Here is a 23,169-nt window from a genome sequence, read left to right as displayed (position 1 = left end):
CCAGCCCCGACAGAATCTCCAGCACCACTTTCAACCGTCTAAGGAACGCCACTCATGGCACTCATCACCGCCGACCGCGTCCGCTTCCCCAATGATCCCTGGAAGCTCGTGGAGACGAGCCACGAACCCGGCGACGCCGGGACGCTTGAGACGCTCTTTGCCCTTGGCAACGGACACCTCGGTGTCCGGGGTGCCCACTGGGCCGCAGCCGATGCCGAGCTGCCCGGCAGCTTCATCAACGGCTACCACGAGATCTGGGACATCAAGCACGCCGAGAACGCCTATGGTTTCGCCCGCACTGGCCAGCGCATCCTCTACATCCCGGATGCCAACAACTTCACGGTCATCATCGACGGCGAAATGCTCAGCCTCGCCGAATCGACAGTGCTGGACTACCGGCGGTCCGTGGATTTCGCCACCGGCATCTATGAGTGCAGCATCGTCTGGCAGTGCCGCTCAGGCGCCACGGTGACCACGGTGGAGCGCCGGGCGGTGGGCTTCGAAGCGCGCGGCAGCCTGGGGATCTCCCTGGAGGTTTCGGCTGACCGGGCAGTCTCCGCGGACGTCACCTCCTCGGTCATCAACCGGCAGGACCAGCCGGTGGAGGACCACTCCACGCACGACCCGCGCCGCGCAGGCCGGCACGCAGGGCGTGTCCTGCTGCCCCTCAGGATGGAAGGCGGCGACGGTTCGCTGCGCCTGTCCTGGGAAGCCGCGGAGTCGAAGCAGCGGGTGGGGATCGCCGTCGACCATTGGACGTCCGCCGGCCACCAGCCCTTCGACACCCTCGTGGACCAGGACGACAGCAGCGTCCGCTATGTGCTGGCGATTGCCGCCGACGAGCCGTTCCGGCTTGAAAAGAGCGTCAGCTACGCCGTGGCCCGTGGCACCCGGACTGGCCTGCCCGGCGCTGCGGACGCGGAGGCGGGGGAGGACCCGGCCGACGCCGCGGAGGCCGGGCTGAAGCCGGCTGCCGACGTCTTCGCCGAAAGCGAGGCGCACTACCGGAGCTACTGGGCATGCGCCGACATCCAGGTGGGCGGCCAGCCGGAACTGCAGCAGGCCATCCGCTGGAACCTCTTCCAGCTCGCGCAGGCCACCGCCAGGGCGGGCGTCGCCGGCATCCCGGCCAAGGGTGTCACCGGTTCGGGCTACGACGGGCACTACTTCTGGGACCAGGAGGTTTACCTCCTGCCGTACCTGACGTATTCAAACCCCGACGGCGCGCGGCAGGTTCTGGAGTTCCGTCACGAGATGCTTCCGGACGCCAAGATCCGAGCCAAGGAGCTCAGCGTGGACGGTGCGCTGTTCCCCTGGCGCACCATCAACGGCCTGGAAGCGAGCGCGTACTACGCTGCCGGCACGGCGCAGTTCCACATTGCCGCCGCCGTTGCCTTCGCCACCAACAGGTACGTCTGGGCCAGCGGTGACTCCGAGTTCTGCGCCGGAATGGGCGCCGACCTGCTGATCGAAACCGCCCGCATGTGGGTTTCCCTGGGCTTCTTCGGCAAGGACGGCCTGTTCCATATCCACGGTGTGACCGGGCCGGACGAGTACACGGCGGTGGTGAACGACAACCTGTACACGAACGTCATGGCCAGGTTTAACCTGCGGGCCGCCGCTGCCCTGGACCACCCGGCAGTGGACGACGCCGAACGGGAGCTGTGGGAGGCGGCCGCGGAGCGGATCCAGCTGCCTTTCGATGAGACCTTCCAGGTGTACTCGCAGGACAACGACTTCATGACCCTGGAGCCGTGGGACTGGACCACGCCGCGCTCCAAGTACCCGCTGCTGCTGAACTTCCACCCGTTGGTGATCTACCGCCACCAGGTGCTGAAGCAGGCGGACACGGTGCTGGCAATGTTCCTGCAGTGGCAGGAGTTCACCGCGGAGGAAAAGCGCCGCGCCTTCGACTTCTACGATCCCATCACCACGGGGGACTCCACGCTCTCGGCGTGCGTCCAGGGGATCATGGCTGCCGAGGTGGGTTACCGCAGGGCTGCCCTGGAGCACTTCACGAATGCCGCGTTCATCGACCTGGACAACTCGCACGGCAACACGATCGACGGCGTCCACATCGCCTCCACCGGCGGTGTGTGGAGCTCGCTGGTGTGCGGCTTCGCCGGACTCCGTGACCAGGGGCCGATGCCGTTCTTTGATCCGCGGCTGCCCGAGGAATGGGAAAGCCTGCGGTTCCACCTGAAGCTGCAGGGCCGCCCGCTCCTGGTGGAGCTCGACCAGGACGCCATCACGCTGACCGTCCTCGGCGGCGAAGCGCTGGACATCGACGTGCGCGGCGTCCGGTTCAGCGTGGGTTCCCAGCCGGTGCGCGTGCCGCTGGAGCCGGTGCACGTCCCCGAGCCCTCAGTGTTTCCGAGCGGACCGCCGACGGCGAGCATCCCGGTGGTGCGGGCCCACTAGGGGCCGCCGGGCTAGGGGTGCGGCGGTTTGGTGGCCCGGTTAGATGGCGGCCTCGGCCCCGGCGGGCAGGATGCCCTGGGGGTCGAGCGGATGGGCGATTTCGTCCGCCGACATCCGGGCCACCAGCAGCGCCACCACCGCCATGACCGGACACACCCCGCCCGCCACCAGGAAGATCAGCCAGATCGGGAGCACGGCAGCGGCGGGGCCGGCCAGCGCCATCGACACCGGCATCAGTGCCAGGGACACAAAGAAGTCCAGGCTGGAAACCCGCCCCAGCAGGTGCGGCGGCACACGCCGCTGCAGCAGTGTGCCCCAGATGACCATGCCCACACTGCCTGTGGCGCCGAAGATGAAGAGCGCCAGGGCCAGCAGCCAGAAGCTGTCCATGAGTCCCACGGCCGCGAGCGGCAGGGTGCCGGCTCCCCAGCACACCATCATGACGGTCAGATAGCGGCGCGGGAGCCGGACTGACGCCGTGACCAGCGAGGCCACAGCGCTGCCCACTCCCATGACGGCCAGCAGGAAACCGAACATGCGGCTGTCGCCGCCCAGCTGGTCCCGGGTCACGAAGGGCAGGAGCACCTCGATGGGGCCGATCAGGAACAGCACCGAAATGCAGGCCCACAGCAGTGTCCAGAGGAGCCACGGCGTCTGCACGGTGTAGCTGACGCCCTCGCGGAGGTCGGCAAAGAAGGAGGTCTTGGCCGGTGCCGCGGCGGCACCATCCTTCGCCCCGTGAGAGCCAGGCGCCGCGAGGGCGTGCTGGCCCAGGAAGTTCAGGACGATGAACGCCAGCAGGTGGCAGACGGCAACGCCGGTCACCGCATGCGACGGCGAGAGGGCGGCCACCACGACGCCGGCCACGGCCGGACCCGCCGCCTGCTGCAGCGTGGGGCGCAGGGTTCCCTCCATGCCGTTGGCCGCGAGCAGGTCCTCCGGCGGCAGGATCCGTGGCAGGATCGCCGAATACGCCGGGAAGAAGAACGCCGCCCCGACGCCAAGGACGAACGCGCCGGCCACAAGGTGCCAGAGCTGAAGCCAGCCCGCCATCGCCAGCCCGCTGACCGTTGCGATCACGGCAAGGTTGGTCCCCTCGACGGCGATGATCAGCAGCCGCTGTGGAACCCGGTCCGCTGCGATGCCGCCGGCCAGGACGAACGCCACGAGACCCACGCTGCCTGCAGCGGCCACGAGGGACAGTTCCAGCGGGCCGCCGCCGATGTGGATGACCTGGTAGACCATGGCCACGGCCCACATGCCCGAACCGAAGATGGAAATGGCGAGGGCGCCGATCAGCACGCGGTATTCGCGGTGGGAAAAGGGCCGAAGGGCGCGGGGGAGGGGCACACGGCAATCTTAGGCCGAGCCTCCGGCGCATGGAACGCGTCCTGGGGGGATAGGCTCTAGCCATGGGGAACACACCGGCCAGGCCGGGGCGGCGCAATGTGGCGCTGATCGGCGCAAACTTTGGCCTTGCCCTGCACCCGGTGGACCGGAACGGCGTTCATATAGCCGGCGAACCCGCCAGCTGCTTCGCCTCTTTCTGGGTGGCTGACTGGTCCCGGTGGGGAACCGGAACGGTCCTCATGGTGGCCACCCTCCAGGGCTGGCGGAGTTACGGCTCCAACGAATTCTTCGCCTCCTCCCTCGCCACCGAACTGACGCGCTTCTTTCCGGAGGCCGCGCGCTTCCCGCTCGGCGCGGTCAGCCACACCCAGGACGAGTTCGACGTCGAACTGGACCTTGAGCGCGGATTTCGCGCCACCGGGCGGCGGGCCGCGCTCGAAATCTCCGGGGTGCTGGACCGCCGGCAGTTCTCCGCGCCCGACTTCCAGCTGGGTCCCGCCAGCGCCTCGATGACCAACGTCTACCACCCGTGCAGCGGAGGCAAACTCTCCGAGTTCGGCGTCGAATGGCCCGGCGCGCCCACCGTCTACCCGGGCCCCCGCGGGCCTTCCTCGTCCGCGTACATGGCCGTGGCCGAGTCCTGGGCGCTGTGACAGCCACCGGGTGATCAGCATGCTTGGTATGTTGGAGTGTGGCCTAGTGTTAAGGCTAGACGGCGGTCTCTGGCCGCCGGTTGTTCCGACGTAGAGGTGATGATGGCCAAGCGACGCAACCCCGCGATGAGAATCGCGCAGGAAACAGCCCACAACGCCGTGTTCGATGCCCACGGCAATCCCAAACCCGGGGTTCACAACGTGCTGCTCCGGGCCGTGGAGATCCAGCGTCCGCTGGTGCTGGCGTATATCCGCCGGCTCCAGCGCCGCAACCCGCAGGCATCCGCCGCCCAGCTCGCCGACATCCTGGAACGCGACTATCTCCGGGCAGTGACCGGCGGGGGCGCGCTGGTCGGGGCTACCGCCGTCGTTCCCGGGGTCGGCACGGTGGCGTCGCTGGGCCTCTCCGCCGCCGCCACCGTCGGCTTCCTCGAGGCGACAGCCCTCTACGCCACCTCGCTGGCCGAACTCCACGGGATCCGGATGACGGACCCGGAGAAGGCCAGCACCCTGGTGATGGCCGTGATGCTCGGCGAGGAGGGGACCGCGCTGCTTGGTTCGCTCAGCGGCCAGGCCATGGGCAAGGGCAAGGGCGCCAGCCAGGCCTGGGGAAATGTGCTGTCGGGCAGGATGTCGTCCTCCGGGTTTGGTTTCATCCGGGAGCGCATCCAGAAGGCCTTCCTGCGGAGCCTGCTCAGGCGGCAGGGCACCGCCCTGTTCGGACGTGCGCTGCCGTTCGGCATTGGGGCCGTGGTGGGAGGTGCCGGTAACCTCATGATGGGCCGGGCCGTCGTCGTCAACGCGAGAGAGGCCTTTGGGCCGATGCCGGACACAGTGCCGGGCGAACTCACGGAAGGTAGTACAGGTGGATCTGAACGCTGACCTCGGGGAGTCCTTCGGCTCCTGGACCATGGGTGATGACGCGGCCATGTTTGAGCTCATTACCAGTGCCAACGTGGCCTGCGGCTTCCATGCCGGAGACCCCGTGACCATGCTGGACAGCTGCCGAGCCGCCTACGAACTGGACGTCAGGGTAGGCGCGCACGTTGGCTACCGTGACCTCGCCGGCTTCGGCCGCCGCTCGCTGGACATGTCCTTCGACGAGCTGTTCGGCGACGTGCTGTACCAGCTCGGCGCCCTGGACGGAGTGGCGCACGCCGTCGGGGCCTCGGTGGATTACGTCAAGCCGCACGGCGCCCTCTACAACCGGACATTCCACGACGCCGAGCAGGCATCCGCGCTGGTGGCAGCCATCCAGGCCTACGATCCCGGCATGCCCATCCTGGGGCTTCCCGGATCCGAGCTGCTGAAGCAGGCCGGGGACGCCGGGCATCCCGTCTTCCGTGAGGCCTTCGTGGACCGCGCCTACCTGCCGGACGGCACGCTGGTGCCGCGCTCGCAGGAAGGTGCCGTGCTGCACGACATCGGACCGATCGTTGAGCGGGCCGTGCGCCTGGCGCTGAAGGGGGAGGTGGTGGCGGTGGACGGGACCGTGGTCCGGGTGGACCCGGATTCGCTTTGCATCCACGGCGACACCCCGGGCGCCGTGGACATGGCCGCCGCTGTCCGCGCGGGCCTGGCGGACGCCGGAGTGGAATTGGCGTCGTTCGCCTAACCGTTGCATGGGGCATAGCCGGTCAGCAGTGCCCCGGCCGTTCAGCCGAACGTCAGGTGGGCCACCGTGAAGATCGCGAGCCCGGCGAGGGAGCCCACTACTGTGCCGTTAATCCGGATGAACTGCAGGTCTTTGCCCACCTGGAGCTCGATCTTCTGCGACGTTTCCTCGGCGTCCCAGCGGGCCACGGTATCCGTGATCACCCCGGCGATGTCCGACCGGTAGGTGCGGACCAGATACCCGGCGGCATCCCCGATCCACGCGTTGACCTTGCCTGCCAGCTCTTCGTCGTTGACCAGCCGGGTGCCGAAATCGCGGACGGCCGCCTTGAACTTGATGGTCAGTTCGCTGTCGGGATCGTCGACGGCCGTGAGCAGCGCGCCCTTGATGGTGGCCCAGGTACGGGAGGCCAGCTCCCGGACCTCCGGGTCGCCCAGCACCTGCGCCTTGATGCCTTCAGCGCGGGCGATCATGGCGGGATCGTGCTGCAGGTCCTGGGCCAGGTCCGTCAGGTACTTGTCGATGGATAGCCGGACCTGGTGCTGCTGGTCGTCCTGGACCGCGCGGGTGAATTTCAGCAGTTCGATGTAGACCTTGTCGCCCACCAGGCCGTCCACGAAGCTGGGCACCCACTGCGGGGACCGCTCGGTGACGAGCCGGCTGACCGTCTGGTGGTTGGCGGCCACCCAGTCCGCTGCCCGGTCCACGAGGAGGTCCACCAGCTTGTGGTGGTGCCCGTCGGCGAAGATCCGCTCAGCCATGCGTCCCACGGGCGGTCCCCAGGGGGGAGCCAGGAGGTGCTTGCGGACCATGCCCTCGATAACTGCCTGGACGTCGTCGTCGTTCAGCACTTTGAACGTGCCCCGGATGACGGCGGCGCCCTCCTTGGCAACGCGCTCGGCGCCGCCCGGCCCCGACAGCCAGCCGCCCACCTTGCCGGAGATGTTGATGCTGGCCAGCTTGTCCTGGACCACCTGTTCGGAAAGGAAATTGGTCTCCACGAACTCGCCCAGGGATGCGCCGATCTGGTCCTTGCGGCGCGGAATGATGGCAGTGTGCGGGATTTTCAGCCCCATGGGGTAGCGGAACAGGGCCGTCACCGCGAACCAGTCGGCCAAGGCGCCCACCATGCCGCCTTCCGCCGCCGCCCGGACGTACTCCAGCCACGGGTACTGCTTCTGCAGTGCGAAGGCCACGACGAACACCACCGCCATGGCGATGAGCAGGCTCAGGGCCACCAGCTTCATCTTCCGCAGCGCTGCCGCCTTTTCGGCGTCGCCCGCCGTGAAGTCACGTACGACGGCGGGACGCGCCGGGGTCCGGCCGCCGGGTCCGCCGTTCCGCTCGGGGCTTTCCCGGAGCTTTCGCTCCGCCGCCGGATCCTGCTGGGTGGTTGGCTCAGAGTTCACCTGCATGTGCCAAGCCTAGCCCCGCTTTGGCGGCCGCGGTCGGCTAACGTGTGACCATGACAGCCGACGAGTCAGCCCTTACCCGTCCCCTGGTCTACGCCCACCGTGGTGCCAGCGCGGATTTCGCCGAGCACACCCGAGCCGCCTATCTCCGGGCGCTCGCCGACGGAGCCGACGGCGTGGAATGCGATGTGCACCTGACCCGCGACCAGCACGTTGTCCTGCTGCACGATTCGAACCTGGACCGGACCTCCGACGGCACAGGCCCCGTGGCCGAACGGACCGTCGACCAGTTGCGGCTGCTGGATTTCTCATCCTGGAAAGGCGTCCGGATCCCCGAGGCCTACGGGCCCAGATCCGAGCAGTTCCTGACCCTGCCGGACCTGCTGGACCTGCTGCGGAATGCCGGCCGGGAGATCGGCCTGGCCATCGAGCTGAAGCATCCCAGCCCCTACCAGCTGAAGCTGGAGGACAGGGTGCTTGCGGTGCTGCGCGCGGAAGGCTGGGACGCCGCGACCTCCAGGCTGGGCAACATCCGGGTAACCTTCATGAGCTTCAGCCCCGACTCGGTCAGGCACCTTCGCAAAGCCGTCCCGGCGGAGTTCATCTGCCAGCTCGTGGACGACGTGAACGTCACCGGCATCCGCGAGGAACTGGGCCTGGGGCCATTCACGGGCAGTGCCGTGGCCAACGTGATGAAGGCCGCGCAACTGGAGGGCGAGCGGATACTCAACGACGGCGAAGTGGCCATGGCCGGGCCCGGCATCGACTACGTCCGCCGGCACGCCGGCACCGTGCGGCGCTGGCTGGATTCCGGCCGCCGGTTCCGGGTCTGGACGGTGGACGAAGAGGACGACGTGGCCCTGTGCCGGGGGCTGGGCATCCAGGAAATCACCACCAACCGGCCGGCGCGGGTCCTGGCCCAGCTCCAGCAGCCGGCCCTGGCGGCAAGCTCGGCGATCCAGGCGCAGCCGCCGCTGTGATTGAGTGGTGGCATGCCCATCACCTGGCCCCCTAAACTCCTGCGTTCCCCTGCGGTCCGTGTTGGCCTGTCCATCAGCGTTGCCACCGGCCTTTACGGAGTGTCCTTCGGAGCGCTATCCGTGACCTCCGGCCTGGACTTCTGGCAGACCATGGCACTGAGCCTGCTGCTTTTCAGTGGCGGCTCGCAGTTCGCGTTCATCGGGGTGGTTGCCGGCGGCGGCTCCGGCCTCGCGGCCATGGGGGCCGCCACCCTGCTGGGAATGCGCAACGGCATTTATGGCATGCAGCTCAACGTGCTGCTCCGGCCGACGGGGTGGCGCCGGTACGCCGCCGCCCATGTGACCATCGACGAGTCCACGGCCACCAGCACCGGGCAGTCGGATCCTGACGAGCAGCACAGGGGCTTCTGGGCCGCGGGCGTCGGGATCTTCGTGCTCTGGAACGTCTTCACCGCGGTGGGTGCCCTGGCCGGAGATGCCCTGGGTGACCCTAAGCAGTGGGGGCTTGACGGCGCCGCCGTCGCGGCTTTTCTTGGCCTGCTCTGGCCGCGGCTGAAGGGCCGGGAGCCGGTGGCGATCGCGGTCGTCTGCGCGCTGGCCACCGTGCTGGCCGTGCCGTTCGTGCGTGCGGGCGTTCCCATCCTTATTGCCGCTGTGGTGGCTGCGGTGATCGGCTGGTTCAGCCACGGGCGCCAGGACGAGGGGCTGGAACCGGATATCGACCCCTACGCGGAGTGGCATCCCAGCCACCACCCGCGCTCCGGCCAGCCCACGGCTGCCAGCCATCCCACGGAGCCCCGACCCAACCAAGATCCCCGACCCAGCCAAGATCCCCGACAGGACAGAGGCAACGGGACCAACGCCGGAGGTGCCAAGTGAGCCTGTGGGTGTGGTTGCTGCTGTCCTGCCTCTTCGCCTACGCATGGAAGCTGGTGGGCTACCTCCTCCCGGCCAGCCTGCTGCAGAATCCCCGGATGTCCCGGATGGCCGGAACCATGACCATCGGATTGCTGGCCTCCCTGACGATCGTCAACACCCTGGCGAACGGGCAGGCCCTGGCTCTTGATGCCCGGCTGGGCGCCTTGGCGGCCGCCGCTGCGGCCCTGTTCCTTCGGGCGCCCTTCCTGGTGGTTGTGCTGGCAGGGGCGGGAGCCGCCGCCTTGCTCCGGCTGGCCGGCTGGAACTGACGCGGCTGGAACTTAAACGTCAGGAACTGCCGGCGGGCCGCCGTCGTCGTTTAGGAGTGACGTCGCTTAGGAGTGATGGAGGTCACATGCGTTGTATCCTCGAATGAAGAGGAGTGGTAAAAATGAAGGCCGTCAGCAGACTGTCACGTTCCCGCGCCACGGATGCGCCGTTCGAAATAAAAGCCCCGGTGGACATCGTCCTCGAGCACTTGCGGCAGGTAGGGCCTGCGGTAGCCTCGCTGCGGAATGAATCCTCACGGCTGGCTGGCTGGGGAGAGGAACTGGCCCGCCGCCTGCTGTCCGGGAACCGCCTGGTCACAGCCGGAAGTGCCGGTTCGGCGGCGGAAGTGCAGCAATTCACCGCCGAGCTGCTGGGACGCCACGCGGGTGAGCGCCAGCCGTTTTCCGTCATCGCCCTGCGGTCCGGTGTGTCAGCAGGGGCTGCCCCGGTCAGCGCCATCGAAATTGCGCAGGGGCATGCGGACGAGGTGGCCAGCCAGGTGCACGCCCACATCCGTGCCGGCGACGTTCTGCTGGTGGTCTCCGCCAGCGGGCACCGGCATGCCCTGCTGGAGGCGACGGCGGCAGCCCGGGCAGCCGGCGCCACCGTCTGGGCGGTCACCGGGGCAGCCCCCAACCCACTGGCCCAGGCTGCCGACGAGGCTATCTGCATCAACTCGCCCAAGCCCCAGGTGCGGGAGGCGCAACTGATCGCCCTCCAAGCCATGAGCGAATGCCTGGCCTCGGCACTGCACGCCTTGTCCGCCCGGCCGGAGCCGCGCAGGTGACGCTGAAGCGCAGCGCCACTCTGCCGGCGCAGCGCTAACCAGCGCGGTTGAACCTTCGAAAGGGAGAGAGCCAGGCGGCCGGATTTGATCTACCCGGATTTGATCTACCCGGATCTGATCTACGCAGCCCCGTACGCGTGCGGGGAAACGGTCTCGGACCGCCGCGCGAGTTCTTCGGTGGCCAGGTCATACCAGTCCTGGGCACCGAACACGGGCGTCGGCGTGTCGAGGTTCCGGTAGAGCGCGTCCACGATGATGCTGAGCTCATCGGTGGAGGCCGCCGTAATTGTGGTTTCAGGATCCGTTGAATGTTTCATGAAGTGCGCTAGTTGCGAGCGGTTCATGATGCCACGGCCGGTCTGAATTGAACACATGCAGGGAATGACATGGTGTGCTCCGTATATGGAAACTGCCCGAGGCTGACTTCCTAACCCACCGGTGTGCCTAGCTTACTGTGCGCGGCCGGTGTGCGGAATAAGCGAGCTGCCACCCGCTGCTCGAACTGCGAGCGGCTACTCGAACTGCGAGCGGCTACTCGAACTGCGAGCCGGGGAGCGGCACTTGCGGAGGCAGCGGCCTGGCGGGCCGTTCCGCGCGGATCGCGTCCTCCACGAGGGCAGCCGGCCGGCGCCAGGCGTCGGATCCGGGCTCCATGGTGTCCACCACGCCGATCAGCATTGCGAGCAGCCGCACCATGTCAGTCAGCGAGATGTCCACCCGCAGCGTCCCCTGGTCCTGGCCACGGTCAAGGAGAACGCCGACAGACTCGATCAGGCTTCCGGTAATGCCGGTGAGCAAATCCCGCCTGCCGGCCACGGCGCCGAGCAGATTGGCATTTTCACTGGCCGCAGTCATCACTGCGTCGATGACCCGGAACAGGCCTTCCGCCGCATCGCTGCCCGCAAGGGCAACGTCGATAACCGGATCCACATTGAGCCGGAGCTGGCGGTTGAGGGCAGCCAAAACCAGCTGCTCCTTGTCCGAGAAATTCCGGAACAGCGTGGCTGGACCCACTCCCGCCGTGGCGGCAATGGTCTGCAGCGGAACGTCCGGGCCGTACTGCCGGAAACACTCGCGGGCGGCGTTAATGATCTTGTCCACATTGCGTGCAGCGTCAGCACGGAGTGGCTTGCGCTCTACTGCGAGGTTCATGAAAACAAGGTTAGCAACGCTGTGTCAGCCTGACTCCGTTACCCGTTGGTAGCACCGAATATGACACAGGACACGTTCCGGCCGGCGCATCCGGCCGTGCCAGACTGGACCCATGTTGCTTGCATTTTCAGTCGCCCCGTCCGGAATACCCGCTGATCCTGCCTATGCCGCGGCGGGCGCCGGGGACGCATCAGTGCACGACGCCGTAGCTGCCGCCGTCAAGATCGTCCGGGAGTCCGGGCTGCCCAACAGGACGGATTCCATGTTCACCACCATCGAAGGTGAATGGGATGAGGTCTTCGACGTGGTCAAGCGCGCCACCGAGGCCGTGGGGAAATTCGGCAGCAGGGTGTCCCTGGTGATCAAGGCCGACATCCGGCCGGGCTATTCCGGCGAGCTCACCGCGAAGGTCGAGCGTCTGGAAGGTGCCTTGGACGGTGCCAATGGTGCGTTGGACGGCGGCCCGGACGGTCCCCGGGCCGAGGGCAGCTGACGGGAGCCTAGCCCGGCCGGGCGCTTGCTGGAAGACTGTGCCCATGTTTGAGCACAAGCCGCGGCCCGAGTGGACGGCCGTAGAAGAATACCTGTCCGACGTTGTCGTCCACCCCGACGATGCCGTCCAGCGAGCCGTGCGGTCCGCCGAGGAAGCCGGGATGCCGCCGATCGAGGTGACCCCGAACGCCGGAAAGCTCTTGAAGCTGCTGGTGGCGGCGTCCGGTGCCCGCAAGGTGCTGGAGATCGGCACGCTGGCCGGGTTCAGCACCATCTGGATGGCCCAGGGAATGCCCGACGACGGGCGGCTGGTGACGTGCGAATACCTCCAGAAACACGCCGATGTTGCCCGGGCCAACGTGGACGCCGCGGGCGTGGGCCACAAGGTGGAGATCCGGACGGGCGCGGCACTGGACACGCTTGCGGCCCTGGAAGCCGAGGGAGCCGGGCCGTTCGACTTCGTGTTCATCGATGCGGACAAGGAAAACAACCCGCAGTACCTGGAGTGGGCGGTGCGGCTGGGCAGGGCCGGAACCAGCATCGTGATGGACAACGTTGTGTGGGAGGGCGTGGCGATGGACCCGTCCATTGATGAGGTCAACGCCCCTGGAATCATCGGCGCACTGACGATGATGGGGGCGGACAGCCGGCTGGACGCCACTGTCATCCAGACCGTGGGATCCAAGGGCTGGGACGGCTTCGCGCTGGCAGTGGTCCGTTAGCAGCGCAGTGGTGCCCACAGCAAAGCACCGCCCGCGTACTGGAGGTACGCGGGCGGTGCCTTTCTTGCTGGGCGCTTTTGCCTGTAGCTGACTACTGGATCGAGTTCATCACGTTCCAGCCGGCGCCGGCCACCGTCTTGGTGACGAGGGTGGTGCCGTTGCCGCGGTACAGGAGGAGGCTTCCCCTTGAATCACGGGCGATGATGTCTGCCCTGCCGTCACCGCTGAAGTCGCCGGGAGCCACCAGGGAGCTCAGGCCGCCCCAGCCGGTGCCGATCTGGGTCCGGGCGAGGAACCCGCCGGCGCCGTCGCCCCGGTAGAGCCACAGGCTGCCGGCAGCGTCCCGGGAGACGATATCGGGCTTGGCGTCACCGTTGAAGTCGGTGCCCAGGACGGTGTTCTGGCTGTTCCAGCCGCTGCCGATCTGGATCCGTCCGGAGAGACCGCCGTTGCCGACGCCGAGGTAGGCGAAGAGCCCGCCGGCGCTGTCGCGGGCCACCAGGTCGGGCTTGCGGTCACCGTTGACGTCGCCGCCGGCGGTGATGGTCGTGAAGGAGTTCCAGCCCGTGCCAATCTGGACGCGGCCGGAGAAGCCGCCGATGCCGTTGCCCTTGTACAGGTACAGCAGGCCGGTCGAGGACCTGGCGATGACGTCGGCCTTGCGGTCGTTGTTGAAGTCACCCGCGCTGATGATCGACGTCATGGAGTTCCAGCCGGTGCCGACCTTGGTCTTAGCACCAAATCCGCCGGTGCCGGTGCCGCGGTAGAGCCAGAGCGTTCCGGAGGAGTCGCGGGAAACGACGTCCGCCCGGCCGTCACCGTTGAAGTCCTGCACCTTGCGGTAAGGAGCGGTGACGGTGGTGCCGATCTGCACGGTGCGGCTGGCCAGCGGGCTGACGTTGCCGGCGACGTCCGTGGCGCGGACCAGGAAGTTGTACGTGCCGCTGACCTGTCCGTCCCATGTCTTCGGTGAGGCGCAGGTGGGATCCCAGACCGTGTTGGTCGGCTGCAGCTGGCATTCGAACCGGGCCTGCGGGTCACTGCTCGTGAAGTTCAGGGTCGGGGTGTTGTCCAGGCTCGGCGAGGACGGGAAGGGGCTCACGATCGAAACCGGAGGAGCAACCGTGTCCACCGTGAACCTGAGCGTTCCGGAATTCTGTCCGCCGGCTACAGCCTGCACAGAGTGGGGCCCGTTGGCCAAAGCGGGCAGCGTCAGGGAGTAGGTCGATCCGGTAAGGGTGGCAGCACGGGGAGCGCCGCCGTCGACGATGAGCTGGACCGGGCCAGCGGTTCCCGCGGGCAGCGTGCCCGTGATGGTTGGCGTGGCCACCCGCGTGATGTTGTCGGAGTTGGAGCGGCCGCTGTCGCTGGCTGCGGCCAGGTCAGGCGTGTTCGGGCCGCCAACGGAATCCGTCGCGATCAGGCCCTGGACCGTGAACGTATTCACGGTGAGGATGTTGACCCCGGACCCGCCGGCATTCGGTCCGACGACGCGGACAAAGTTGTTGCCGGAGGGGGCGCCCGTGACGGTCCGCGCGGTGTTGATGTCGCCCAAGGTGCCGGGGGCAGCGCCATCCTGGCGGAGGAAGGTCGCTGTGGTCCCCCTGCCAAAGTCGCCCAGGAAGGCGGCACCCACGCCGGCCCAGTCACACGGTGTGGCAAGCGAGGGGGCGCAGACGCCCTGGTCGAGGGTCTGGTTGATGACACCGTCCGCGTCCGCCGTGAAGGTGTGGAGGCCGTACGGGTGCGTGATGGTGTAGCTGGCATTCGGCGTCAGGCCGTTGAGCCGGAACCGCAGCCGGCCGAAGCCCATCTGGTCGCCGTCGACCACCGGTCCGTTGGCGTGCGCGCCTTCGAGGGCGGCCTCGTACAGGCGCAGGTTGCCGGATGAGGCCTCGGCCCCGAACCAGAATGCTTCATCCGGGAAGTTGTCCGGGTAGGACGCCGGCGCGCTTGGGTCAGGCGGCTCAGTGAGGCAGCCCTGCCCTGCCTGGTAGCAGAACTGCAGCCGGACAGTGCCGTCCGAGAACCACGTGGGGAACCCGTTTGCGGGGTCAACCGGACCCATCCCGGCCGTTTCCGCGTGGGCGGGAAGAGCGCCGAGGGGTGACAGGGCAGCGGCGAGCAGGGCGCCGGCAACGGCCGGGGCGAGACGCCCGGCGGTGGTGGAGGGCTTGCGCTGCGCTGACCGGGAGCGCGTGGCTCCGTCAGGCATTAAAGGCCTCATCGCGGAATGCGAGGACATGGTAACTCCTTTTTGGACACTCGATTTATGGCCCCCAGTACCTTCAAGGCCAAGCCGGGAGGTGCGTTCCCAACTGCGTCAAGCGTGGACGCCGCACCTTGGGCAAAGGTCGGATTTAGCCGGTGGGGAGCGGTCTCTGCGAGGCCCCAAGCCGTTGCGCTTCCCCCGCAGCGATCCGGAATGGTGCGGATGTCGGGTGGGAAGGCCGAATTTGACCATCGATTTGAGGGGGCCCAATTGGGGGTGCTCCCTCAGAACCCCCACCGCTCCCAGCCCGGTCCGGCTTTTTCCAAGTAGGCCGGGCCATGCTCGAACCATCCCAAGTTGGTCTCAACCATCCCTTTCGAAAGGAGGCCCGGTAATGACCGTGTCCAGACGAAATGTCCTGCTACTGGGCGGCCTCGGCGTTGTTGGAGCAGGCGTTCTTTCGCTCCCGCGGGGCGAGGTGGAGGCCAAGTCCGCCAGCCGGCTCAGCAGCGCAGAGATGCCCAAACCCTTCCAGTCGGCGTTCGTGAAGCCGCCGGTGCTCGCTCCGGACAAGGTGGAGGTGGACCCCGCCGACGGCAAGCCCGTCAACTACTACACCCTGACCGAGAAGGCAGCCATGGCGTCCATCCTGCCGCGGCTCCAGACGCCGATCCTGGGCTATAACGGGATATTCCCCGGCCCCACGATCAGCCTGGACCAGGGAACCAAGGCGGTGGTCCGGGTGCGGAACCAGCTTCCCGCAACGCACCCGAACGACGGCCACGTGCTCTCCACGTCCACACACCTGCACGGCTCAGCCTCGCTGCCCCAGTTCGACGGGTATGCCAGTGACGTCACCCATACCGGGTTTTTCAAGGACTACCACTACCCGAACTTCCAGCCCGCCCGCACGCTCTGGTACCACGACCACGGGGTGCACTTCACGGCACAGAATGCCTACTCAGGCCTGGCAGCCCAGTACCACATGCACGATCCGCTGGAACGGCAGCTGCTCCCGCAGGGCGACTTCGACGTGCCGCTCATCATTTCCGACGCGATGTTCGCCGCGAACGGAGCCCTGGGCTATGACGACAACACCCACTCGGGCCTTTGGGGGGACGTCATCCTGGTCAACGGCAAGCCGTGGCCGGTCATGCAGGTCCAGAAGCGCATCTACCGCTTCCGGGTCCTGAACTGCAGCATTTCCCGATCCGTGCGGCTCACGCTGAGCACCGGCGACCCGCTGATCATCGTGGGCACCGACGGCGGCCTGATCCCTGCGCCCCAAAAGGTGGCCAACTACCGCCATGGCGGAGCGGAACGGTACGAGGTGCTCATCGATTTCAGGAAGTACAAGACCGGCCAGCGGATCGAGCTGCGGAACCTGTCCAACCCGAACAACGTCGACTACGACTTCACCAACAAGGTGATGGCCTTCGACGTGACGGACGAGCCCGTCAACACCGCTGACGCCACCTGGAACACGGTGCCCGCCCAGCTGGCGCCCGGAAATGAGGTCATGGCGCTGACCGAGAAGCAGGCCACCAAGGTACGGAAGTTCCGGGTCAAGCGGAACGACGTCACGAACATGTGGACCATCGACGACGACAGCTGGCAGGACGTCATCGCCAGCGGCTACAAGAAGGTGGCCGCGGAGGTGGACCTCAACGCCGTCGAGGTCTGGGAAATCGAGAACAGGTCCGGCGGCTGGTTCCACCCCGTGCACATCCACCTCGTGGATTTCAAAATCCTGAGCCGCAACGGCAAGGCACCGTTTCCCCAGGAACTTGGGCCCAAGGACGTGGTCTACGTGGGAGAGGGCGAGACTGTCCGCCTGGTGATGAAGTTCGGTCCGCACCGGGGCCGCTACATGGTGCACTGCCACAACCTGCCCCACGAGGACCACGACATGATGGTTCAGTTCCGTGTGGGGCTGAAGGAAACCGACAACGATCCCAACGACCCCATGACGGCGGCGCTGCCCCAATGGGACGGCTAGCGGCGCACAGGGCCGACCCAAAATCCAGGGCAGTCCCTGACAGTGAAGCCGTCACCGGGAACCCTGCCGGATCCGTCCGGCGGGGTTTTCGGGGGAGGACAATTACGACGGCGGTGCTGCTGGCCGCCGGTCTGCTCGCCTCCCGCCTGTGGCTGGTGGAGCCCGTGACGGTTAGCTCCGAAAGCATGGAGCCGGCGCTGCGCAAGGGGAGCACGGTGCTGATGTTCAAGCCCGGGCCGGCGCTCGGATCCCTCAGGGCCGGTGACCTGGTGGTGTTTACAAGCCCCGAGGACGGGAACCCCGCCGTGAAGCGTGCTGTTGCCTTCGCAGGGCAGACAGTTGCCATCGAGGACTCGGTGCTGGTGGTGGACGGTGTTCCGCAGGCCGAGCCGGGGATCGACCACAGCCGGATCGACGGCACCTACTTTGGTCCGGTCACGGTGCCGTCCGGCCACGTCTTTGTCCTGGGTGACAACCGGGCGGGTTCCATCGATTCGCGCACCTACGGGAGCGTGCCGCTGGAAGCGCTGCAGGCCACGGTGCTGTGGCCCTTCGGCCGCTGACGCGGCACTAATGCCCATCCTCCTGCCAAAACCGTCCGCGCCCAAAAGGTAAGTATGCTGGGAATCATCCTGGCCGGCTTCCCGGCTGGCCAGGCATGGAAAAGCACCGGTGACGGCAGCGGAGGAAGACATGAAAGCATCCGAGACTCTGGCCAGCAATCTTCAGAAGGTCCTCACCGACCTGATCGAGTTGCACGTCCAGGGCAAGCAGGCGCACTGGAACCTTGTGGGCACCAACTTCCGGGACCTGCATTTGCAGCTGGACGAGATCGTGGACAGCGCCCGGCTGCTCGCCGACCAGACCGCTGAGCGCATGCGGTCGCTCCACGCACTTCCGGACGGCCGGAGCGGTACTGTCTCGTCCGGCACCAGGCTGGACCAGTATCCCGCCGGCCTGACCGTCACCAAGGACACCGCCAAGCTCATTACCGCGAGGCTGGAACAAACGGTCAAGACCATCCGCGGTGTCCACGATGAGGTGGATGAAGAAGATCCCACGAGCGCGGATCTCCTGCACGAGGCCATCACCAGGCTGGAGCAGCTGGCCTGGATGGTGAACGCGGAAGTGATGCCGGTGTCGGCGTCGGTGACCGCGCCGGAGCAGGAATAGCAGCGTCATGACCAGGCGACCCCAGCCCGTCCGCCTCAGCCTGGCGCCGGACAGGAAGGCAGGCGGCGAACCTAAACCTTCGCTCGACCTCGAACGGTTGCTGGACAGGATTGCTTCGAGCGTTGGGGATATCCCCGCCCTGCTGGCCATCGCCCAGGAGGCCGGCCGTTCCGCACCGAAGCCCGGTGGCGGGCGGACAGCCCAGCTGTGGGAACTGCTGGCGTCAGTGGCCGCGGTGGACGTGGCCGCAGCCAGGGTGTTGGAGCCGCACCTGGATGCCGGCGCCATCCTGTCCCAGGCGGGAACACCGGAGACATTCACCGGATCGTGGGGCGTGTATGCGGCCGAGGCTCCCGGCACGCGGCTGACGGCCGGGCCGGCGCCCGCCCCGAATGATGGACCATCCTCTGGCGGGGCAGAACCTGGGAATTCCGCGGGCGTGCTGCTGACCGGCTCCAAGCCCTGGTGCTCGCTGGCCCAGTTCGTTGACCACGCCGTAGTGACAGCGCACACCGAAACAGGCGGCCGGGCCGCCTTTGCCGTCGACCTCCGGGCCGCCGGCGTCACGTGCGATGTGCCGGAATGGACCAGCCGCGGACTGCGCGAAATCCCCAGCGGAACAGTCCACTTCGACCGGGTGCCGGCCATGCCGCTCGGCGCCGACGGCTGGTACTTCCAGCGCCCCGGTTTTGCCTGGGGCGGTATGGGCGTGGCCGCGTGCTGGCTGGGCGGCGCCGTGGCGCTCGGCCGGCAATTCGAAGCCGCTCTCCTGCGGGGCGCCAAGTCCCAGCGCGAGCCCGACCAGGTGGCGCTCGCGGCCCTGGGCGAAGTGGACCGGATCCTGACCTCCACGATCCAGTACCTCGCCCGGGCGGCGGACGCCGTGGATGTCCCGCTCAACGGGAGCGCCGTTGGCGGGTGGAGCGAGGCACTCCGTGTCCGGGGAACTGTTGCTGCCGCCGTCGAACGCGTCCAGCTCCTGGTGAGCCAGAACCTGGGACCCGGCCCCCTGGCCTTCGACGAACGGTACGGCAAGTGCATGGCGGACCTGTCCCTCTACGTGCGGCAGCACCACGCCACGCGCGACGACGCCCAGCTGGGCGCCCTCACGCTCGAGGGGGAGCACGCATGGTGAGCTTTTCGCACACGGATGCCGGCACGGAGGAGGCGGCCTGGGCGGCCAGCGGCCTGGACGCCATCGGCGAACTGCCGCTGGATTCGGCCGAGCTGGCACGGATGGAGTTCGTTGTCCTGGTGGCCCATCCGGACGACGAATCCCTCGGCGCCGGAGGGCTGCTGGCGCGGCTCACATCGGCCGGTGCACGCGTTGAGGTGCTCCTGTGCTCGGCCGGGGAGGCGTCCCACCCGGACTCACCCACCACGACGCCGGAGCAGCTTGCCGCCGTCCGCCGGGCGGAGTTCGGGGCGGCCATGGCCGCGTTGGGACTGGCGGAGCACTGGCAGTTCCTGAACCTCCCGGACGGCGGGCTGGCCGGGCATCGTGCCGTCATTGCCGAACGCCTGGCGGACGCAGTTGGGCAGCGCAATGTGGTCATCGTTGCCCCGTTCCGCGGGGACGGACACATCGACCACGACACCCTGGGAGCCGTGGCGGCCGAGACCGCCGCCGGCGGCGGCCACGGGCTGCTGGAATACCCCATCTGGTACTGGCTGTGGGCCACGCCCCGGGACACCGCATGGCAGAACTGGGTGCGGCTGCCACTGGGCCCGGACGAACGGCGGGCCAAGCGCGACGCCCTGCATGCCCATGCATCCCAGCTGCAGCCGCTCTCGAACCAGCCGGGCGACGAGGTGCTGCTGTCGGAACAGTTTCTTTCGCATTTCTCCCGGCCGTTTGAGGTCTTCGCCTGGCAGCCCCCGGTGGCCGGCAGGCGCAGCGCCCGCGACGCAGAGGCCGTCTTTGACGCCCTGCACCGCAGCGCCGAGGACCCGTGGAGGTACCAGGACAGCTGGTATGAGCAACGAAAACGCGGCCTGACGCTCGCCGCGCTCCCGGAACAGAAGTACGACGCCGGCCTGGAGGCCGGCTGCTCGATCGGCACCCTGAGTGCGGAGCTGGCAAAGCGGTGCGGGAGGTTTTTGGCCGTGGATGCCAGCGGCACCGCTGCGGCGCGGGCAGCCGAGCGGCTTGCCGGGTACCCGGGCGCTGAAGCCCGGCAGCTGACCCTGCCGGACCAGTGGCCGGCGGGCAGCTTTGACCTGATCGTGGTCTCCGAGATGGGCTACTACCTTTCGGCCGCGGAACTGAAGGAGCTGTTCACCCGGATCTCCGCGTCCCTTCTTCCGGGCGGAACGCTGCTGCTCTGCCACTGGAGGCATCCGGTTTCCGGCTGGGAGCTCGACGGCGACGCCGTCCACGCGATGGCACGGCGTCAGCTCGGGTGGCCGTCGGCGAGTGTTTACCGCGAGCGGGACTTCGTCCTTGAGACCTTCGTCGCCCCGGAGGCTGCGCGTGCTACCGGGCCGGAGGGTGCGCGTGACGCCGGGTAGTTCCCGGCCGGTCATCAGCCGGGTCGAGGTGGTGATGCCGGTCCATGACGAGGAGCACCACCTTGGAGCTGCCCTTGATGCGCTCGGAGTCGCGGCCCAAACGCTGGCGCAGCACCGCCCGGGGATGGCCGTGGGCATCACTGTCGTCCTGGACCACTGCACCGACCGCTCGGCGGAGATCGCCGCCCGCTTCGCCCGCTTCGCCCGGTCGTACGCAGGAGCAGGCGCCGGATCGAGTGCTGGCGTGCGGGTGCTGCACCGGCGGTTCCGCAATGCGGGAGCCAGCAGGGCTGCGGGGGTGGCAGCTGCCTTGGGGGCGGTTAGCTCGGACGGTGTGGAAAGCGCGGAACTTCTGGAAAGCCCCGGCCGCTTGGAAAGTACCGGCCACGTGGAAAGTACGGGGCTTCTGGAAAGTACGGGGCTGCTGGAAAGTACCGGCCTCGTGGAAAGCCCGGAACTTCGGGAAGGTACGGGGCTGCTGGAAAGTACCTGGCTGGCGAATACGGATGCCGATTCCCGGGTTCCCGGGGACTGGCTCGTGCGCCAGCTGGAATTTGCTGACGCCGGCTGGGACGTGGTGCTGGGCTCCGTGGAGCCCGACTCCACCGGAATGGATCCCGAGCTTCTGCTCGGCTGGCGCCTCCGGCATCCGTTGGAGGAAAGGCACGGCAATATCTACGGTGCCAATCTCGGCGTGCGCGCTTCGGCGTACCGCCGGGCTGGCGGATTCCCGCCGCTGCGCTCCTCCGAGGACCGCGCCCTGGTGGAACAGCTGCGACGGCGGGGCTTTGCCGTCATTGCCACGGACAGCACCCGTGTGCTGACTTCCGGACGGACCGCCGCCCGGGCGCCCCACGGTTTCGGCGCCTACCTCCGTGCGCTCAGCGTTGAAGCAGCAGCTGCGCTCCGGAGCAGCTGAACGCTCCGGAGCACTGAACAATGAGCAACGGCAGCGAAACTTGTCGGTAAGAAACTGAGTCGGTAAATCAGCTGCCGGAAGGGCAAGGCTGGGTCACCAGCACCTAGAACGGCGGGGGTTCGGGTGCTTTCGGCGGATAAAGGTCATTGCCGAAGTCTGCTGGTTTGGTGTTGTATTTCCGGCCCAGGGGTGATCGCCATTGCAGGTTTCCGGTTGGGGTGGATTGGGTGTAGGTCCAGGCGCCGATGGATTTGATGGCGTGGTGTTTGTGGCAAAGCATGGCTAGGTTGCCGGGGTCTGTGGTGCCGCCGTTTTGCCATTCGATGGTGTGGTCGGGTTCGCAGGCGGTGGCGGGGCGGGGGCAGCCGGGGAAGCGGCAGGTTTTGTCGCGGGAGTTCAGGTAGCGGCGGAGTGCTTTGGGTGGGCGGTAGGCGGTGCGGCCGACGCCGAGGGTCTGGCCGGTGGTGCAGTCGGTGAAGAGCCGTTGCCAGGTGGGGGCGAGGGCGGCCAAGCGCCGGGCGGTGGCGGCATCGATGGGGCCGTAGCCTTCGAGTTCGGCCGTTTCGGGTTCGGCTGTTTCGGGTTCGTTGCTGAGGATGTGCCGGACGGGGATGGTCACGATGATTTCGGCGCGGAATGCTCCGGTTTCCGGGCCATGATTTTCGCCGAGGAATCGGTGGGTGAAGGCGTCGGCGCGGAGCTCCGGGAGCGTGTTGTGGTCGGGAGCGGCGTCAGCCCCGGGGACGGGGCCGGGTTTGGTGGCGTGTGCGTGGGCTTGCCGTGCGTGCTGGTCGAGTCCGCTGTAGATGGCGAGTCCGGTTTCGGCTGTCAGGCGTGCGGTGAGGGTGCACATGCCGTCGGGTTCGGCCGTGAACCAGACTCCGCGTTCGCGTTGGGCGGCTTCTTTGCGGGTGGTGAGGCTTTCGGGGTGGAGACGCTCGCGCAGCCGCCGCAGGCAGGAGCGGAACTCGGACGGGGTGCGGCGGCGGCCGTGCCGGGTCCGGGTGCGCTGCAGGGCGATGGTGGCGAATTGTTCGGCCTGTGTGGCGGGGAGGGAGCGGGCCTGGTCCAGGATGATCCGGGCGTGAGCCTCGGAGATCTCACCCTGCTCGACCGCTTCAAGGACCTGCCAGTGGGACGTGGCCAGGTCAGCGGCATCATTCAACCAGCGCGCGGCGGTCCCTTCGGAGAGGGCGCACGCGGCGCCCACCTCGGACACGGCCAGGGCGTGGGCCTCGTCCCCGCCGAACCGGACCGGCTGGCTCTCATGACGCGGGGGCGACTCTTCGCCCATGGCTTCCTCAACCCGCGCCAGGGCGCTCATTTTCATGGCTGTTGCCCAAGCAATGACCCGGTCGGCCGACTCCACCACGCCGAGCGCCTGATCGGCCGTCAGGAACGACGGGAGCGGAACGCTCAGGGTTCCGGCCAGCAGTGAATCCTCCCGGTCCGCGAAGTCCACAGCCGGAACCCACACCCCGTCATCGCTGACCGCCATAACTTCCACGCTCCACCCCCTCCCAGACACCGTTCCGAACGCTGTGCCGGCATCCCCTTACCGGACAATCCCAGACTAGGTGGAG

The 23,169-nt window shown here is 67.7% G+C and carries 22 protein-coding genes; 16 read left to right on the top strand and 6 right to left on the bottom strand.

What is annotated here, in order from left to right:
- The first annotated feature begins 54 nt into the window (after positions 1 to 54).
- A complete protein-coding gene (locus R5O87_RS11340) occupies positions 55 to 2,421 on the top strand; it encodes a glycoside hydrolase family 65 protein (protein WP_410556355.1) in 2,367 nt (788 codons plus the stop codon).
- Positions 2,422 to 2,460: 39 nt separating this feature from the next.
- On the opposite strand, the gene R5O87_RS11335 is transcribed toward R5O87_RS11340, so the two are convergent.
- Positions 2,461 to 3,771 (bottom strand): MFS transporter, encoded by a 1,311-nt coding sequence (locus tag R5O87_RS11335; RefSeq protein ID WP_410556356.1) that lies wholly within the window; start codon positions 3,769 to 3,771, stop codon positions 2,461 to 2,463.
- Between the two features lie 62 nt (positions 3,772 to 3,833).
- On the opposite strand from R5O87_RS11335, the gene R5O87_RS11330 reads away from it, so the two are divergent.
- From R5O87_RS11330 to R5O87_RS11320, 3 genes are all read left to right on the top strand, one after another.
- On the top strand, positions 3,834 to 4,424 hold the full coding sequence (locus tag R5O87_RS11330; protein ID WP_410556357.1) for a hypothetical protein: 591 nt from the start codon (positions 3,834 to 3,836) through the stop codon (positions 4,422 to 4,424).
- Positions 4,425 to 4,526: 102 nt separating this feature from the next.
- Positions 4,527 to 5,306, top strand: coding sequence for a hypothetical protein (locus tag R5O87_RS11325; RefSeq protein ID WP_410556454.1), 780 nt, complete (start codon positions 4,527 to 4,529; stop codon positions 5,304 to 5,306).
- Positions 5,290 to 6,039 (top strand): LamB/YcsF family protein, encoded by a 750-nt coding sequence (locus R5O87_RS11320; protein ID WP_410556358.1) that lies wholly within the window; start codon positions 5,290 to 5,292, stop codon positions 6,037 to 6,039. Before R5O87_RS11325 ends, R5O87_RS11320 begins: the two co-directional genes overlap by 17 nt.
- 41 nt (positions 6,040 to 6,080) lie before the next feature.
- On the opposite strand, the gene R5O87_RS11315 is transcribed toward R5O87_RS11320, so the two are convergent.
- Positions 6,081 to 7,454, bottom strand: a complete 1,374-nt coding sequence (locus R5O87_RS11315) for a DUF445 domain-containing protein (RefSeq protein WP_410556359.1) — start codon at positions 7,452 to 7,454, stop codon at positions 6,081 to 6,083.
- A 50-nt stretch (positions 7,455 to 7,504) separates the two neighbouring features.
- On the opposite strand from R5O87_RS11315, the gene R5O87_RS11310 reads away from it, so the two are divergent.
- From R5O87_RS11310 to R5O87_RS11295, 4 genes are all read left to right on the top strand, one after another.
- Positions 7,505 to 8,431: a glycerophosphodiester phosphodiesterase gene (locus R5O87_RS11310; protein WP_410556360.1), complete on the top strand. Its 927-nt coding sequence runs from the start codon at positions 7,505 to 7,507 to the stop codon at positions 8,429 to 8,431.
- 12 nt (positions 8,432 to 8,443) lie between these two features.
- Positions 8,444 to 9,310 carry an AzlC family ABC transporter permease gene (locus tag R5O87_RS11305; protein ID WP_410556361.1) on the top strand — a complete coding sequence of 289 codons (867 nt, stop codon included), beginning with the start codon at positions 8,444 to 8,446 and terminating at the stop codon, positions 9,308 to 9,310.
- Positions 9,307 to 9,618: an AzlD domain-containing protein gene (locus R5O87_RS11300; RefSeq protein WP_410556362.1), complete on the top strand. Its 312-nt coding sequence runs from the start codon at positions 9,307 to 9,309 to the stop codon at positions 9,616 to 9,618. Before R5O87_RS11305 ends, R5O87_RS11300 begins: the two co-directional genes overlap by 4 nt.
- Before the next feature lie 122 nt (positions 9,619 to 9,740).
- Positions 9,741 to 10,406, top strand: coding sequence for an SIS domain-containing protein (locus R5O87_RS11295; RefSeq protein WP_410556363.1), 666 nt, complete (start codon positions 9,741 to 9,743; stop codon positions 10,404 to 10,406).
- 119 nt (positions 10,407 to 10,525) lie between these two features.
- On the opposite strand, the gene R5O87_RS11290 is transcribed toward R5O87_RS11295, so the two are convergent.
- Positions 10,526 to 10,723, bottom strand: coding sequence for a hypothetical protein (locus R5O87_RS11290; RefSeq protein ID WP_410556364.1), 198 nt, complete (start codon positions 10,721 to 10,723; stop codon positions 10,526 to 10,528).
- 214 nt (positions 10,724 to 10,937) lie between these two features.
- Positions 10,938 to 11,558: a TetR/AcrR family transcriptional regulator gene (locus tag R5O87_RS11285; RefSeq protein ID WP_410556365.1), complete on the bottom strand. Its 621-nt coding sequence runs from the start codon at positions 11,556 to 11,558 to the stop codon at positions 10,938 to 10,940.
- 112 nt (positions 11,559 to 11,670) lie between these two features.
- On the opposite strand from R5O87_RS11285, the gene R5O87_RS11280 reads away from it, so the two are divergent.
- Positions 11,671 to 12,051: a thiamine-binding protein gene (locus R5O87_RS11280; protein WP_410556367.1), complete on the top strand. Its 381-nt coding sequence runs from the start codon at positions 11,671 to 11,673 to the stop codon at positions 12,049 to 12,051.
- A 43-nt stretch (positions 12,052 to 12,094) separates the two neighbouring features.
- A complete protein-coding gene (locus R5O87_RS11275; RefSeq protein WP_410556368.1) occupies positions 12,095 to 12,772 on the top strand; it encodes an O-methyltransferase in 678 nt (225 codons plus the stop codon).
- Between the two features lie 91 nt (positions 12,773 to 12,863).
- Here R5O87_RS11275 and R5O87_RS11270 read toward each other — a convergent pair whose 3' ends face one another.
- On the bottom strand, positions 12,864 to 14,987 hold the full coding sequence (locus R5O87_RS11270; RefSeq protein ID WP_410556369.1) for an FG-GAP-like repeat-containing protein: 2,124 nt from the start codon (positions 14,985 to 14,987) through the stop codon (positions 12,864 to 12,866).
- A gap of 391 nt (positions 14,988 to 15,378) precedes the next feature.
- Here R5O87_RS11270 and R5O87_RS11265 point away from each other — a divergent pair, with 391 nt between their 5' ends.
- The 6 genes from R5O87_RS11265 to R5O87_RS11240 all read left to right on the top strand — a co-directional run bounded on the left by R5O87_RS11265 (position 15,379) and on the right by R5O87_RS11240 (position 21,586).
- Entirely contained in the window at positions 15,379 to 16,983 is a 1,605-nt protein-coding gene (locus R5O87_RS11265) for a multicopper oxidase family protein (protein ID WP_410556370.1), read from the top strand.
- Between the two features lie 113 nt (positions 16,984 to 17,096).
- Positions 17,097 to 17,546, top strand: coding sequence for a signal peptidase I (lepB, locus tag R5O87_RS11260; protein ID WP_410556371.1), 450 nt, complete (start codon positions 17,097 to 17,099; stop codon positions 17,544 to 17,546).
- Between the two features lie 130 nt (positions 17,547 to 17,676).
- Positions 17,677 to 18,156, top strand: a complete 480-nt coding sequence (locus R5O87_RS11255; RefSeq protein WP_410556372.1) for a Dps family protein — start codon at positions 17,677 to 17,679, stop codon at positions 18,154 to 18,156.
- 7 nt (positions 18,157 to 18,163) lie between these two features.
- Positions 18,164 to 19,291, top strand: coding sequence for a hypothetical protein (locus R5O87_RS11250; RefSeq protein ID WP_410556373.1), 1,128 nt, complete (start codon positions 18,164 to 18,166; stop codon positions 19,289 to 19,291).
- Entirely contained in the window at positions 19,285 to 20,667 is a 1,383-nt protein-coding gene (locus R5O87_RS11245) for a PIG-L family deacetylase (protein WP_410556374.1), read from the top strand. Before R5O87_RS11250 ends, R5O87_RS11245 begins: the two co-directional genes overlap by 7 nt.
- On the top strand, positions 20,654 to 21,586 hold the full coding sequence (locus R5O87_RS11240) for a glycosyltransferase family 2 protein (protein WP_410556375.1): 933 nt from the start codon (positions 20,654 to 20,656) through the stop codon (positions 21,584 to 21,586). Before R5O87_RS11245 ends, R5O87_RS11240 begins: the two co-directional genes overlap by 14 nt.
- 103 nt (positions 21,587 to 21,689) lie before the next feature.
- Here the strand turns inward: R5O87_RS11240 and R5O87_RS11235 are convergent, their stop codons facing one another.
- Positions 21,690 to 23,084, bottom strand: coding sequence for an HNH endonuclease signature motif containing protein (locus tag R5O87_RS11235; RefSeq protein ID WP_410556455.1), 1,395 nt, complete (start codon positions 23,082 to 23,084; stop codon positions 21,690 to 21,692).
- Between the last annotated feature and the right edge of the window lie 85 nt (positions 23,085 to 23,169).

This window comes from Arthrobacter globiformis (genome assembly GCF_046536215.2).
In the GTDB taxonomy this organism is placed as follows: domain Bacteria; phylum Actinomycetota; class Actinomycetes; order Actinomycetales; family Micrococcaceae; genus Arthrobacter; species Arthrobacter globiformis_E.
Note: the sequence above shows the minus strand (reverse complement) of the source record. Positions and strands in the feature narration are given on the sequence as shown.